The organism is Mesorhizobium erdmanii USDA 3471 (assembly GCF_000472705.1).
Taxonomy (GTDB): domain Bacteria; phylum Pseudomonadota; class Alphaproteobacteria; order Rhizobiales; family Rhizobiaceae; genus Mesorhizobium; species Mesorhizobium erdmanii.
Genome location: NZ_AXAE01000017.1, coordinates 23,429 through 36,663 on the forward strand (window position 1 = coordinate 23,429; position 13,235 = coordinate 36,663).

At 63.3% G+C, this 13,235-nt stretch carries 14 protein-coding genes; 8 read left to right on the forward strand and 6 right to left on the reverse strand.

The features are described 5' to 3' along the window. Nucleotides 1–110: 110 nt before the first annotated feature. Both dxs and A3AU_RS0114210 read left to right on the forward strand, forming a co-directional pair. Complete coding sequence (gene dxs / locus A3AU_RS0114205) at nucleotides 111–2,024, forward strand: 1-deoxy-D-xylulose-5-phosphate synthase (protein ID WP_027053432.1); 1,914 nt, start codon at nucleotides 111–113, stop codon at nucleotides 2,022–2,024. Between the two features lie 175 nt (nucleotides 2,025–2,199). After that, on the forward strand, nucleotides 2,200–2,487 hold the full coding sequence (locus tag A3AU_RS0114210) for a hypothetical protein (protein WP_027053433.1): 288 nt from the start codon (nucleotides 2,200–2,202) through the stop codon (nucleotides 2,485–2,487). Here the strand turns inward: A3AU_RS0114210 and A3AU_RS0114215 are convergent. Continuing rightward, nucleotides 2,484–2,885 (reverse strand): GFA family protein, encoded by a 402-nt coding sequence (locus A3AU_RS0114215; protein ID WP_027053434.1) that lies wholly within the window; start codon nucleotides 2,883–2,885, stop codon nucleotides 2,484–2,486. The genes A3AU_RS0114210 and A3AU_RS0114215 overlap by 4 nt on opposite strands. Nucleotides 2,886–3,038: 153 nt before the next feature. Between A3AU_RS0114215 and A3AU_RS0114220 the strand changes: the two genes are divergently transcribed. From A3AU_RS0114220 to A3AU_RS0114235, 4 genes are all read left to right on the forward strand, one after another. After that, nucleotides 3,039–3,803: a TlyA family RNA methyltransferase gene (locus A3AU_RS0114220; RefSeq protein ID WP_027053435.1), complete on the forward strand. Its 765-nt coding sequence runs from the start codon at nucleotides 3,039–3,041 to the stop codon at nucleotides 3,801–3,803. Then, nucleotides 3,800–5,038, forward strand: coding sequence for a class I SAM-dependent RNA methyltransferase (locus tag A3AU_RS0114225; protein WP_027053436.1), 1,239 nt, complete (start codon nucleotides 3,800–3,802; stop codon nucleotides 5,036–5,038). Before A3AU_RS0114220 ends, A3AU_RS0114225 begins: the two co-directional genes overlap by 4 nt. Nucleotides 5,039–5,178: 140 nt before the next feature. Then, on the forward strand, nucleotides 5,179–7,521 hold the full coding sequence (locus A3AU_RS0114230) for a caspase family protein (RefSeq protein ID WP_027053437.1): 2,343 nt from the start codon (nucleotides 5,179–5,181) through the stop codon (nucleotides 7,519–7,521). A 260-nt stretch (nucleotides 7,522–7,781) separates the two neighbouring features. Next, nucleotides 7,782–8,033 (forward strand): hypothetical protein, encoded by a 252-nt coding sequence (locus tag A3AU_RS0114235; protein ID WP_245235484.1) that lies wholly within the window; start codon nucleotides 7,782–7,784, stop codon nucleotides 8,031–8,033. A 176-nt stretch (nucleotides 8,034–8,209) separates the two neighbouring features. Here the strand turns inward: A3AU_RS0114235 and A3AU_RS01000000135415 are convergent, their stop codons facing one another. After that, nucleotides 8,210–8,848: a transglutaminase-like cysteine peptidase gene (locus A3AU_RS01000000135415; RefSeq protein WP_081709538.1), complete on the reverse strand. Its 639-nt coding sequence runs from the start codon at nucleotides 8,846–8,848 to the stop codon at nucleotides 8,210–8,212. Here A3AU_RS01000000135415 and A3AU_RS1000000140335 point away from each other — a divergent pair. Continuing rightward, entirely contained in the window at nucleotides 8,790–8,987 is a 198-nt protein-coding gene (locus A3AU_RS1000000140335) for a hypothetical protein (protein WP_245235489.1), read from the forward strand. The genes A3AU_RS01000000135415 and A3AU_RS1000000140335 overlap by 59 nt on opposite strands. A gap of 112 nt (nucleotides 8,988–9,099) precedes the next feature. Here the strand turns inward: A3AU_RS1000000140335 and A3AU_RS0114245 are convergent, their stop codons facing one another. From A3AU_RS0114245 to A3AU_RS0114260, 4 genes are all read right to left on the reverse strand, one after another. Further along, nucleotides 9,100–9,489: a type II toxin-antitoxin system VapC family toxin gene (locus tag A3AU_RS0114245; protein WP_027053439.1), complete on the reverse strand. Its 390-nt coding sequence runs from the start codon at nucleotides 9,487–9,489 to the stop codon at nucleotides 9,100–9,102. Then, on the reverse strand, nucleotides 9,476–9,751 hold the full coding sequence (locus A3AU_RS0114250) for an AbrB/MazE/SpoVT family DNA-binding domain-containing protein (RefSeq protein WP_027053440.1): 276 nt from the start codon (nucleotides 9,749–9,751) through the stop codon (nucleotides 9,476–9,478). The genes A3AU_RS0114245 and A3AU_RS0114250 overlap by 14 nt, the downstream gene beginning before the upstream one ends. Nucleotides 9,752–9,828: 77 nt before the next feature. Then, nucleotides 9,829–11,241 (reverse strand): metalloprotease TldD, encoded by a 1,413-nt coding sequence (gene tldD / locus A3AU_RS0114255; RefSeq protein WP_027053441.1) that lies wholly within the window; start codon nucleotides 11,239–11,241, stop codon nucleotides 9,829–9,831. Between the two features lie 144 nt (nucleotides 11,242–11,385). Beyond that, nucleotides 11,386–11,946 carry an invasion associated locus B family protein gene (locus A3AU_RS0114260; protein ID WP_027053442.1) on the reverse strand — a complete coding sequence of 187 codons (561 nt, stop codon included), beginning with the start codon at nucleotides 11,944–11,946 and terminating at the stop codon, nucleotides 11,386–11,388. A 376-nt stretch (nucleotides 11,947–12,322) separates the two neighbouring features. On the opposite strand from A3AU_RS0114260, the gene coxB reads away from it, so the two are divergent. Further along, nucleotides 12,323–13,207, forward strand: coding sequence for a cytochrome c oxidase subunit II (gene coxB / locus A3AU_RS0114265; RefSeq protein ID WP_027053443.1), 885 nt, complete (start codon nucleotides 12,323–12,325; stop codon nucleotides 13,205–13,207). Nucleotides 13,208–13,235: the final 28 nt, after the last annotated feature.

Genomic DNA, 13,235 nt, shown 5'->3' on the forward strand with positions numbered 1-13,235 from the left:
AGGCTGTTTCGACGCGCTGTCTTTTTGAGAGCAGGCCTGCGTTACCGACACGCATTTACTTTCGCCGGCCGGCGGCTTATCCCGCCGTTGAACAGAAAGCCCGAGCACCCGTGAACGCAACGCCGCATACGCCGCTTCTCGACAAGGTTCGCATTCCGGCGGATCTGCGCGCGCTTGACGAGAGCGAGTTGCCGCAACTGGCGTCCGAGCTTCGCCTCGAACTGGTCGACGCGGTGTCCCGCACCGGCGGTCATCTTGGCGCCGGCCTCGGCGTCGTCGAACTGACGGTGGCGCTGCACTATGTCTTCAACACGCCTGACGATCGCCTGATCTGGGATGTCGGTCACCAGGCCTATCCGCACAAGATCCTGACCGGCCGGCGTGATCGTATCCGCACACTGCGCCAGGAGGGCGGCCTGTCCGGCTTCACCCGCCGCGCCGAGAGCGAATACGACCCCTTCGGCGCCGCTCATTCCTCGACATCGATATCGGCCGGTCTCGGCATGGCCGCCGCGCGCGACCTCGCCGGTGGCCGCAACAACGTTATCGCCGTCATCGGCGACGGCGCCATGTCGGCCGGCATGGCCTATGAGGCGATGAACAATGCCGGCGCGCTCGATGCCCGGCTCATCGTCATCCTCAACGACAACGATATGTCGATCGCGCCGCCGACCGGCGCGATGAGCGCCTATCTGGCGCGGCTGGCCTCCGGTAAGGCCTATGCCGGCCTGCGCGATTTCGGCAAGAAGCTGACCTCTTACCTCGGCAAGCGCGCCGATCGAGCGATCACCAGGGCGGTCGAGCATGCGCGCGGCTATGTCACCGGCGGCACTTTGTTCGAGGAGCTCGGCTTCTATCACATCGGACCGATCGACGGTCATAATCTCGAACATCTGATCCCGGTGTTGAAGAACGTCCGCGACAATGGCGAAGGCCCGGTGCTGATCCATGTCGTCACCCAGAAGGGCAAGGGCTATGCGCCGGCGGAAGCCGCCGCCGACAAATATCACGGCGTCAACAAGTTCGATGTCATCACCGGCGCGCAGGCCAAGGCCCCCGCCAATGCGCCGGCCTACACCAAAGTCTTCGCTGAAAGCCTGATTGGGGAAGCGCGCGAGGACGACCGCATCGTCGCCGTCACCGCCGCAATGCCGAGCGGCACCGGCCTCGACCTGTTCGGCGAGATCTTCCCGTCCAGAACCTTCGATGTCGGCATCGCCGAACAGCATGCGGTGACCTTCGCCGCCGGCCTGGCAACGGAAGGCTACAAGCCGTTCGCCGCGATCTATTCGACGTTCCTGCAGCGCGCCTATGACCAGGTCGTGCACGACGTCGCGATCCAGAAACTGCCGGTGCGTTTCCCGATCGACCGCGCCGGTTTCGTCGGCGCCGACGGCGCCACCCATTGCGGCGCTTTCGACACCACTTTCCTGGCAAGTCTGCCGGGCTTTGTCGTGATGGCGGCTGCCGACGAGGCGGAACTGCGCCACATGGTGCGTACTGCGGCGAGCTATGATGACGGCCCCATCGCCTTCCGCTATCCGCGCGGCAACGGCGTCGGCGTCGACATGCCGGAGCGCGGCTCGGTTCTCGAAATCGGCAAGGGACGCATCGTCCGGGAAGGCTCCAAGGTCGCACTGTTGTCCTTCGGCACGCGCCTGCAGGATTGTCTGATCGCTGCCGAGGAGCTTGGCGCGGCCGGGCTTTCCACCACCGTTGCCGATGCCCGTTTCGCCAAACCGCTCGACGAGGACCTGATCCGGCGGCTTGCCCGCTCGCATGAGGTTCTGGTGACGGTGGAGGAGGGCGCCATTGGCGGCTTCGCCAGCCATGTGCTGCAGTTCCTCGCCCATGAAGGACTGCTGGAAAGCGGCCTGAAGGTGCGTCCGCTGGTGCTGCCCGACGCGTTCACCGACCACGCCAAGCCGGAAAAAATGTATGCCGACGCCGGGCTCGATGCCGCCGGCATCGTGCGCACGGTTTTCACCGCGCTCGGGCATACGGCCCGCGCCCAGCGCGCCTGAGTTGAAATCTCGCCCGCGGCGCGCCTGACTCAAAACCTCAAGCGCTTGAATCGGTTTGCCGGCTTGATTTCGTAACGCCTTGTTAACGTTGCCGTTTGGCGTTTTGCTTACCGTGTCCCTTGGCCGTTTTTCAACGGCGTCCTGCTAGATCGGTGTGAGGCAGGGGGACAAAACAATGAGAACGCTTCTGTGTGGCGCAGTACTTTCAATCGCCATCGCGGCACCGACCGTAGCCGAGACGCGCTATGATCGCAATCTCGAAAAGGCGGCGCTAGGCATCGTTGCCAGCAAGATGGGCGACATCCGTGGCGGCTTTTCCTACAAGCAGGTGCCGCAGCTTGTGGTCCTGCCCGATCCTGCGCCCGCGTCAGCGGCTGAGCCTCCACGTGAACAAGCATCTGGGGATGGGCACGACGGCTTGTCTCCTGCCGTCGAGCGCCAGGCGTCCCGCACCATTTTCTAGAACCACATATCGCGCACGCAGCGGCCATCGCGCGGCAGGTCGTCAAACGTGTCGAGACCGTCGAAATGATCGATGGGAAGATCGGCGACGGCCTCGGGCGGCGCTAGCCTCACATTGACGGCGATGCGGGTTCGGCCGGACGCATCGGCGCGCATGCCGCGCCAGGCGAGCACGCAGGCGCAGGTCGGACAGAACAGGATCTCGAGCGAAGGCGTGTCCTTTCCGGCGCGCGTATAGCTGGCCATCGGTCCTGCAACGCGAATGCGCTCATCGACATAGTCATAGGCCCAGAGCGTGCCATAGCGCCGGCAAAGCGTGCAATTGCAGGCCGTCACCGGCCCGGGGTCGCCTTCCAGGGTCCAGTGGCTTGCGCCACAGTGGCAGGTTCCCATCAGCATCTGTCCTCCTTCGGTATCCGCCACGTAAACCGCTCCCCTTTTCATTGTGCCGCAAGTCGCGTCGCGGCTAAAGCCTTGCATGCCTATCCATCGATAGTCCCCAGCACGCCCAATATCCTTGCGTTCCCGTCCGGCTTTCGCCAGAGAAGGCCGATGAATTCGCCCTTACCAGCCAGCACACGCCAGCGGCTCGACGACCTGCTCGTCCAGCGCGGCCTGTTTGCCAGCCGCTCGCGCGCCCGCGACGCGGTCGAGCGCGGCACGGTGACGGTTGATGGCACCATCGCCCGCAAGCCCGGTCAGAACGTTTCGCCGCAATGCCTCCTTGCCGTCGATGATCCAGCGCAAGGCTATGTCTCCCGCGCGGCGCTGAAGCTGATCGGCGGGCTCGACCATTTCAGCCTCGATCCCTCTGGCCGGGAGGCGCTCGACATCGGTGCCTCGACCGGCGGGTTCACCCAGGTGCTGCTGGAACGTGGCGCCTCCCATGTCACCGCAATCGATGTCGGGCACGGCCAGATGCATCCCGATCTCGGCGGCGATCCGCGCGTAACGGCCATCGAGGGACTGAATGCCCGCGATCTAACTGCCGCGGATCTTGCCGGCCGTCTGCCCGATTTCATCGTCTCCGACGTCAGCTTCATTTCGCTGAGACTGGCGCTGCCGCCGGCGCTGGTCCTGGCGAAGCCCGGTGCCGCCGCGATCCTTCTGGTCAAGCCGCAATTCGAGGCGGGCCGCGAGGCGATCGGCAAGGGTGGTCTGTTGAAGGATCCCTTCGATGCCGCCCGTGTCGCCGGCCAGCTCCAGGAGTGGCTGGATGCCGTTCCCGGCTGGCGCTCGCTCGGCCTGCACCTGTCGCCGATCGAAGGCGGCGACGGCAATCGCGAATTCCTGCTTGGTGGGGTCAAGGATCGATGAGCGCACGCTTCACCATCAAAAGGCTTGGCGCGCAGGGCGACGGCATCGCCGAGACCGAAAGCGGCGACCTGTTCATTCCCTTCACGCTGCCCGGCGAGACCGTTACCGCCGCGCGTGAAAAGGATCGCGCTACATTGATGGCGGTGCTGGAGGCCTCGCCGCTGCGCATCGAACCCGCCTGCCGCCATTTCACCGAATGCGGCGGCTGCGCCCTCCAGCATTTCGAGGCCGAAGCCTATCGTCAGTGGAAACGCGACAAGGTGGTGCACGCCCTCAAGGGCATCGATTGCGAAATTGGCGCGCTGGTCGCCTGCGCACCGCACTCACGCCGCCGTGTCGTGCTTGCCGCTCGGCGCACCGAGACGGGGATGCTGCTCGGCTTCAACCGCCATTTGTCGCCGGAAATCATCTCCATATCCGAATGCCCGATCTCGCTGCCCGAGATCGTCGCCGCATTCGACCGGCTGAGGGGGCTGGCAGACTTGATATGTGCCACCACCAAATCGTTCCGCATGGCGGTCACCGTGACCGGTTCCGGCCTCGATGTCGCGGTGCATGAGTCCGGCAAACTCGGAGAACACCAGCGCCGCATCGCCTCCAATTTTGTCCTTGCGCAAGGCTTTGCCAGACTGTCCATCGATGACGAGATCGTCATCGAGCCAAGGAAGCCTGTGGTCATGTTCGGCAGCGTTGCTGTCGCCGTGCCGCCCGGCGCCTTCCTGCAGGCAACCGAGGCCGCCGAACAGACCATGGCCGGGATCGTTGGCGGACATCTGAAGCGCGCCAAAAAGGTCGCCGATCTTTTCGCCGGTTGCGGCAGCTTTGCGCTCCGGCTTGCCGAGAAGTCGGAAGTCCATGCGGTGGAAGGCGACGCGCCGGCCCTTTCGGCGCTCGACCGGGGGGCACGCTTCGCAACCGGTCTGAAGCGGGTGACGGGCGAACGCCGCGACCTGTTTCGCCGGCCGCTGACGTTCAAGGAATTGAACGCCTTCGACGGCCTTGTCTTCGACCCGCCGCGGGCGGGTGCCGAGGACCAGTCGAAGCAGATCGCCCGGTCCGATGTTCCATTCGTTGCCGCGGTATCCTGCAACCCGGTGACGCTGGCTCGCGACCTGCGCATCCTCCTTGACGGCGGTTATCAACTGAAAAGCGTGACACCGATCGACCAGTTCCTGTGGTCTCACCATGTCGAGGCGGTCGCCCTGCTGGAAAAGCCCAGGAGAAGGCGCGGCTGAGCCGCCGATGATCACTTTTAGTTGAGATCGGGCAATCCAGCCACTCGAAACAGAAAGGCGCCGCAAAGCCGCCCTTTTGCACCGGCCTAGTCGAGTTGTTGGGCGGAAGCATAGTCACTCTCACCGGACGGACGATCGTAATGCGGACGGTCTTGAAATTCCTGGCATTTTTCCTTGCCCTCTCCATGTTCGCCTTCGGGTCGACGGCCGGGGCGCTGGCACAAGGCGAAAAGCGCCTTGCCTTCGTCATCGGCAACGCCGCCTACCCCGCTGGCGCGCTGGCGACGCCCGCCAATGACGCGGGCCTGATCGCTCAGACATTGCAGGCGGCGGGGTTCGACGTGGTCGGTGCGCGCGATGTCGACCAGGAATCGCTGCGTGGCGCCTACCGCGATTTCCTCGCCAAGGTGACGGCAGCCGGTCCCGACGCGGTGGTGTTTGTCTATCTGGCCGGACAGGGTCTGCAGTTCGAGGGTGAGAACTATTTTGCGCCCATCGATGCCCAGATCACCAACGCCGCGGACGTACCGATGGCGGCCGTGCGGGTCTCCGACCTCACCAAGCCGCTCGCCGCGCTGCCGACGAAGGTCAACATCGTCGTGCTCGACGCGGCGCGGCCGAATTCCTTCGCACGCTCGAACCAGCCGCTGGCCGGCGGCCTCGCTTTGGTCGATCCCGACCCGAACATGCTGATCGCTTTCAACGCGGCGCCGGGTACGGTCGCGCCGGAAGGCAAGGGACCGTACGGTGCCTATGCCCAGGCGCTCGCCGAAATGATCAGGGATGGAGGGCTGCAACTTGGCGACGTGTTCGACCGCACGCGGCTGCGCGTCAACGACGTGACACAGGGCGCGGAGGTGCCCTGGAACGCCTCCAAGATCACCGATCCCTTCGTATTCTTCGAGCGCGGTCCGGATGCTCCGGCGCCACAGGTTTCGGCCGACGAGGTGCGGACAAACCGGACCAAGGAGATCCGCGACTTCGATGCGCATGACGCCTACATCGCGGCCCTCGATCGCGATACGATGCGCGGCTATGAGGATTTCATCGTCGCCTATCCGCACGACCCGATGGCCAGGCGCGTGCGCGCCATTCTGGCCGCGCGGCGCGAGGCGATCACCTGGCGCCAGACTTGGCTCAGGGATACGCCCGAAGCCTACTGGTCCTATCTCGATCGCTATCCGCACGGCCCCCATGCCTGGGATGCCCGTCGCCGGCTCGAGCATTTCGACGCTGCCCTAGAGCCGCCGCAGGGTTTTGCCGTCTATGATTATGACGTGCCGCCGCCGCCGCCGGAAGAGATCGTCTACGTCGACCGGCCCGTGCTCTATTTCGACGACCCCGAGTTCGACTTCGATCCGCCTCCGCCGGTAACGGTGATCTTCCTGCAGCCTCGGCCGCGCGACTTCATCGAACTCCCGCCACCACCGCCGCCAGCCGGAATCTTCCTTCTGCCGACGCCTGTCTTCGTGCCGGTCCCGGCCTGGGTGAATCCTCCGCATGACATCTTCCCGCCGCCGAACGACGTCATCTTCAACAACATCCACAACACCACCATCGTCAACAACACGACGATCAACGAGAACAACAACCAAGGCGGTGGTCTCACCACCGGCCAGAAATTGACTGCGGGCGCCGTGGGCTTGGGCGCGGCCGCACTGGCGACGAAGGTGGCACTGCCGGCCTTCCTGCAGAAAAAGGCGACCGTGCTGTCCAAGCAGAATCCGGCCGGCCTGCCGGTGAAGCCTGGGCAGGGTGGCCAGCAGCCGGGCGGTGCCACGCCGCAGTCGAAAACATTGCCTGCCGACAAGCTGACAGGTCATGCCTTGCCCGGTGCCGATGGCAAGGCCCTGCCGCTCGTCAACGGCAAGCCGGTTTTGAATGGACAGAACCTGCCCAACAACTCGCTGCCCAAGAACAAGTCCAGGAAACTCCTGAACAAGCAGGTCACGGCTGGTGGAAATGCCGTGACCGGCAACCCAGTGGTGAACGGGCAAAACGCGGCCAATGGCCAGGGTCAGAACGGTATAGGCAAGACCGGTAAGGACGCCAAGTTCCGCAAGCTCCGGGGCGCCAACGGCACGCCTGCGGCGAATGGAGTGAACAACCCATCGGCGGTCAATGGCCAGAATTCAGGCCAGAACCCGCCCAGCGGAAAGTTCAAGAAGCTTCACAATCAGGACAGCGGCCAGACGAACGGTCAGGCCAATGGGGTCAACGGCAATGGCAACGGGCCGAAATTCCACAAGTTGCCTGCCAACGGAAACAGTGGCGGCAATGTCCAGCAGAAATTCAAGGTCAACAACGGCAATCCGCAGCTAAAGGTGCTGGGGCAGCCCAAGCCGCCGAGGCCGGAGTTCCACGCCCAGCCGAAGCAGCAAATGCAGCAGGTGCAGCGGCAGGCACAGCCGAGGCCACCGCAGCCGCCGGCCGTCAAGAAGCCGTCTTGCGGGCACCCCAATGAGCCGGCGTGCAAGAAATAGCACACGTCTGCCCAGAGGTGGTCCGGCTTGGGTCGGGACATGCATGAGACAGAGGCTTGAAACGCGTCGCCGGTCGCTTTGTGAGGCGACCCGGCTGCGTCGGGCGGCGACAAAACCTCGCGGGCCGCGGCCGCTACCCGCTATCCGATCACAACTGCGTGGTTGGCCACCGCCAAGATTGCGCAGTGACTCGGCTCGCTGATACCCAGTCAGCGCCGGGGGGCCTCAACGGAGTGAGCATAATGAGGATTGCAAGCGTTATGACGTCTATCGCCGTAGCCGGGTTCATTGTGACGGGAGCTGCCGCGGCAGCGACGACAGCAGCGACCACGACCGCGCCGGCCACCACCATGGCCGCTCCCGCGAAGAAGGCAAAGACGACTACCATGACGCCTGAGAAAACTGCGATTTCGAAGCAATGTTCGGCGCTTGCCGATGCCCAGAAGCTGCATGGCAAGGCACGCGAGAAGTTCCGGGCCGACTGCAAGAAGAACGGCGGCAAGCCCACCTGATCAGGAGCTACTATCGCTTATTGTTGCCAGCCTGCCCCGCCGGGGAGGCTGGCGGCAGCATCAGAAATATCACGGGTTTCGGTCTGAAGCCGGTGTCACTTTGGCTCAGTCAAGGGCGGGCGCTGAAACGTCAAGCGTCCACGGTGCCCGACCCGTTACGGTTCTGACAAGGCCCCTCAGTCGACGAGCTTGGCGACATTCGTAAGGGTCTTCGGCGTGCCGCCTCGCCGGTTGATCGACACCCAGATATTCGGGTTCTGCTGTGATTGGCGTTTCACAAAGTAGTAGCCGGTTGCGTTCCAGGGCCTGATCTCGTCGACCAGGTTGTCGAGGACCAGATCCCCCTTGTCGGTTTTCACCGTCAGGATGGTGTGGCCTTCATTGTCAAGGTCGTGCACCACGGTCATCAGCAGCGCCTGCCGGGGGAATCCAGCCTCCTGAAGCAGCTTGCGCTTGTAGAGTGCGTAGATCTTGCAGTCGCCCGTGCCGTCGACAGGGTAATCCCAATGGTCTTCCATCGTGCCCCAATGCTCAAAGTTGCTGACGGGTTTGATGGAGTTGTTTGCCTTGAGGTTTATCCGCTTGAGGATGCGCAGGTTTTGCGCGGTCAGCTTGACGTTCTTGGCCGGCAGGGCGGGCACCTTGCACTCTTTTGGCCGGCGATGGCAGAAATCGACCCAACCGTAGGGGACGCTGGTGGCGCCGCCAACGGCGGCGGAGAGTGACCCATCCCCGGATGATTGCGCCGATATTCGCTTGAACAAGGTCGATTGTGCCGCCGCCGGGCTGACTTGCAGCGATGTCGCGCCAATCAACGAAATGAAGCCAAGCAGGATTGACGAAGTCAGGACGGGGACATGCCGCATTGCCAAAACCACCACCGCAACGAGGAAGCTGGTGCTGCGTTCGTGCGCAAAGGCAGCCCAGGCAGTTAAAGACTTAATGATTTCCTAACGTCGATTGTGTTCACTTCATGGTGCCGACCGGGATTGAGGCTGGAAAATGCCAGCCTCAATCGCGGAGCTGGACTAAGTTCGACCGTCGGAGCGCCGGCCGCGCCTCGTCGTTATGGTTCCCGCACGCTATCATATCCGGCCGCCCTGGCAGCCTTGAGAAAACTACGGTCAAAGGTTGCCAAGCCGGCACAATGAGCTGATTTCCCCAGATGCAGCGCATCCGCGAAATCCATTCCCGCGTCCGACAGGTCTAGCGCGCAGGAGACCAGCGCAGCATCTTCCAGCTCAACTGTAGGCAACCCGCCGAACACTCGCAATGCGCTGGCGACCACCGCCTGGCTGTAACCATAGGCACTGCGCAGCACCCACTCAGTCTCCAGGATTACCGTGACAGCGACAAATACGGGTTGATCATCGATCAGCCGCCGGGCTCGTGGGGACTGCTCAGGATCGTCGTTCGTCAAATATCTAACGACAACGTTGGTATCAATTGCGAGCATCGCGTCGCCGTGCTTCAGCAAGAACGGCCGCGTCCATTTCCTCCATCGCCTTCGGCTTGCCACTGTGCGGCAAGACGCCAAAGACATCTTCTGGTCGAGTCGGGGCGAAGGCCGGAGCCAATTTCAAAAGTACTCCATCCGGAGTGTCTTCGACCAGCAGGCGGGTACCCGCGCCCCAGTCCTTCCGTTTTCGGATCGCGCTGGGCAGGATTACCTGCCCCTTGGTGGAGATGGTCGTTATAGTTTTTTCTGTGGCAGCCATCGCACCATGCCTTCATGTAAGACAAAGGTAAGATAGCCTTGTCTTGGAAGCTATTCAAGCCTGCCGGATTTGCATCCTCATACCCGTGTCCCGCCGACCGTCATCTGGTTCATCCTGAGATGCGGCTGGCCGACGCCGACCGGCACGCCCTGTCCGGCCTTGCCGCACATGCCGATGCCATTGTCGAGCTTCATGTCGTTGCCGACCATCGAGACGCGATGCATGGCATCCGGCCCGTTGCCGATCAGCATCGCGCCCTTGATCGGCTGCGTCACCTTACCGTTTTCGATCATGTAGGCCTCGGTGCAGCCGAACACGAATTTGCCCGACGTGATGTCGACCTGGCCGCCGCCGAAGGACACGGCGTAGATGCCGTTCTTGACCGAGGCGATGATCTCGTCCGGCTCCATGTCGCCCGAAGTCATGTAGGTGTTGGTCATGCGCGGCATCGGCTGGTGCGCGTAGCCTTCGCGCCTGCCGTTGCCGGTGGCCTTCATGCCCATCAATCGGGCGTTTTGGCGGTCCTGCATGTAGCCGACCAGTTTGCCGTCCTCGATCAGCACGTTGCGGGCCGATGGCGTGCCTTCATCATCGACGGTGAGCGAGCCGCGCCGCTCGGGGATGGTGCCGTCGTCGACGACGGTGACGCCCTTGGCGGCGACCTGCTGGCCCAGCAGGCCGGCGAAAGCGGAGGTCTTCTTGCGGTTGAAATCGCCTTCCAGCCCGTGCCCCACGGCTTCATGCAGCATGACGCCCGGCCAGCCACTGGACAGCACGATGTCGAAGGTTCCGGCCGGGGCGGGGATTGCATCGAGATTGACCAGCGCCTGCCGGAGCGCTTCCTTGGCTGCGTGCTTCCAGCTGTCCTCGATCAGGAAGTCGCCGAACGCCTTGCGTCCGCCCATGCCGTAGGAGCCGCTTTCCTGGCGGTCGCCGTCGCCGACCACGACCGAGACGTTGATGCGGACCAGCGGCCTGATGTCACGCACCATTTGGCCGTCGGCGCGCACGATCTCGACATGCTGCCACGAGGCGGCGAGCGAGGCCGTCACCTGGCGCACGCGCGGATCCTCGGCCCGCAGCCAGGCGTCGATTTCCTGCAGCAGCTTTGCCTTGGCCTCGAAGGAAGGCGAGGGGATCGGGTTCTCGTCGCCATAGAGATGGCGGTTGGTGCGGGCGGGTGCGGCGGCAAGCGTACCGGAATAGCCGCCCTTGACGGTCGAGACGGCATTGGCCGCGCGCACCAGCGAGGCCTCCGACAGGTCGCTCGAATGAGCGTAGCCGCTGGCTTCACCGGCCACCGCGCGCAGGCCAAAGCCCTGGTCGGTGTTGAAGTTGGCGGTCTTCAGCCGGCCATTGTCGAACATCAGCGCCTCGCTCTCGCTATATTCGAGGAACAGCTCGCCGTCGTCGGCGCCATTGATGGTGTCGGCGACGATCTGCTTGATGCGGTCGTCTGAAATGTCGAATTGGCCGATCAGGCTGTTCATGGCGCGTCCATCCGTGGAAAGGGAGTTCGTTTCCCACGATGTAGGCGTGAAGGCGCGCCGAGACAATCGCTCGCCGCGATCTCAGCACAAATGCGATGGCCGACAGGCCGCCTGCGTCACATTTGGTGTGCAAGCGCCGGGCTATCAGGGCAGGGCGGCAAAGCCGTCGGCAAAACCCTTGAGATCGACAGGGATGCCGATGCCTTCTTCAGGCGTCTGGAAGACGATGAACGTCGCCGACGTGCCGGTCTTCAGCGTGTCGAGCAGCGGCTTTTCTAGAATGACTTCGGCGTAGCAGCCATCCTGGAAGCAGCGCACGAAATAGGCGCGGCCGATGTCCTTGCCGTCGACATTGAGGCCGAGGCCGTTCGGCAGAAGCACGCCAAGCGGCGCCAGCACGCGCAGGATCTCGGCCTTGCTGTCGGCGGTGCGCAGCACGACCACCGACAGCCCCATCTCCGGACGATCCTCGGCGACGACATTCTGCATCATCACGCATTGTTCGGAGGTGGCACCGGCCGGCGTGTCGCAGATGATCGACCAAGCGCCATGCGTCGAGCGCACCGTGCCGCTTGGCTGGGCGGCATTGGCCTGACTGGCGCCCAGCAGACCGGCAGCCGACAGGGCAACGACAAAAATGGCTTTCGCCAAGGTGGTCGAAAGTCCCAGTCTCGTATGCCTCAGTCTCGAAAGCCAAGAGTTCATGACGGCTCCATTGCGAATCACGGCACTTTAAGCCGCGCCAATGCCAAGTAAAGGACGAGACCGCGGCCGAACTGTCCCGAAACAGGCGATACACCGCTTTTCTCTGCCAATTTCGCCTGAATTGCGACGCTCTGCGGTCCTCGTCGATACGAGCCGGGCGGGCTGCCGGACATACGCGATTCGCCGCCGTGGCCGCGGCCCCGAGAGTGCCATGCCGGCTTGCGCGCAAAAATGCCGCACAGTTTCCTCCGCTCCTTTCTTGCGGAGGGAAAAAGAGTATGGTTTGAACCACCTTGAGACTGTCGGGATTCCCGTCCCGGCATTGTTCGTTATTCTCGTTGGCGCGGCCGCGAGGAACTGGGAGACGAAGAGGGCGATGAGAAAATTCCTAGCAGACGCCAAGTTTCTAGCCAGTGCTGGGGCTGCCACCGCGTTTTTCGCCGGCACATCCGCCCATGCCGATCAGCCCGTGGCGTGGGAGACGACCTTCCAGGCGCCGGCCACCGACATGATGCGGCAGATCGAGGCGTTCGGAAACTACACGATGTGGTTTATTGTCCCGATCACCCTTCTGGTGCTCCTTCTTCTCGCCTATTGCATCGTCCGGTTCCGGGCGAGCGCCAATCCGGTGCCGGCAAAGACCAGCCACAACACGCTGATCGAAGTGATCTGGACGGTGGGACCCGTCGTCGTCCTGCTTTTCATCGCCATTCCTTCCTTCAAGCTCCTGACCGCGCAGTATACGCCCGGCGAAGAGCCGAAGCTGACCGTCAAGGCGACCGGCAACCAGTGGAACTGGGACTACGAGTACCAGACCGACAACACCCTCTCATTCAATTCGGCCATCCTCCAGGATGGCGATCGCGCCAAGGCCGGCAAGGAGGATCGCAAGGTCTATCCGCGCCTGCTCGCCGTCGACAATGAACTGGTGGTGCCGGTCGACACGATGACGCGCGTGCTCGTCACCGCGACCGACGTGATCCATTCCTTCGCCATGCCTTCCTTCGGCATCAAGATGGACGCCGTTCCGGGGCGCACCAACGAAACCTGGTTCAAGGCGGAGAAGGAAGGCCTTTACTACGGCCAGTGCTCGCAGCTCTGCGGCAAGGATCACGCCTTCATGCCGATCGCCATTCGTGTCGTCTCCGACGCGCAGTTCAAGACCTGGCTGGCTGCGGCCAAGACCGATCTGCCCGGCGCCAACAAGACGCTGATGGCCGAGGTCGATGGCCAGAACAAGGTAGCGGCCGCCGGCAATTGATGTCGCTGGTTAGCAAGATTTAGGGAAC

Coding starts and splice junctions, on each gene's coding strand:
- A3AU_RS0114220 (WP_027053435.1), top strand. CDS start 3,039: ATGAATTCGCCCTTACCAGCCAGCACACGCCAGCGGCTCGACGACCTG.
- A3AU_RS0114260 (WP_027053442.1), bottom strand. CDS start 11,946: ATGAACTCTTGGCTTTCGAGACTGAGGCATACGAGACTGGGACTTTCG.
- A3AU_RS0114230 (WP_027053437.1), top strand. CDS start 5,179: ATGCGGACGGTCTTGAAATTCCTGGCATTTTTCCTTGCCCTCTCCATG.
- A3AU_RS0114225 (WP_027053436.1), top strand. CDS start 3,800: ATGAGCGCACGCTTCACCATCAAAAGGCTTGGCGCGCAGGGCGACGGC.
- A3AU_RS0114235 (WP_245235484.1), top strand. CDS start 7,782: ATGACGTCTATCGCCGTAGCCGGGTTCATTGTGACGGGAGCTGCCGCG.
- A3AU_RS0114210 (WP_027053433.1), top strand. CDS start 2,200: ATGAGAACGCTTCTGTGTGGCGCAGTACTTTCAATCGCCATCGCGGCA.
- A3AU_RS0114250 (WP_027053440.1), bottom strand. CDS start 9,751: ATGGCTGCCACAGAAAAAACTATAACGACCATCTCCACCAAGGGGCAG.
- A3AU_RS0114215 (WP_027053434.1), bottom strand. CDS start 2,885: ATGCTGATGGGAACCTGCCACTGTGGCGCAAGCCACTGGACCCTGGAA.
- tldD (WP_027053441.1), bottom strand. CDS start 11,241: ATGAACAGCCTGATCGGCCAATTCGACATTTCAGACGACCGCATCAAG.
- coxB (WP_027053443.1), top strand. CDS start 12,323: ATGAGAAAATTCCTAGCAGACGCCAAGTTTCTAGCCAGTGCTGGGGCT.
- A3AU_RS0114245 (WP_027053439.1), bottom strand. CDS start 9,489: ATGCTCGCAATTGATACCAACGTTGTCGTTAGATATTTGACGAACGAC.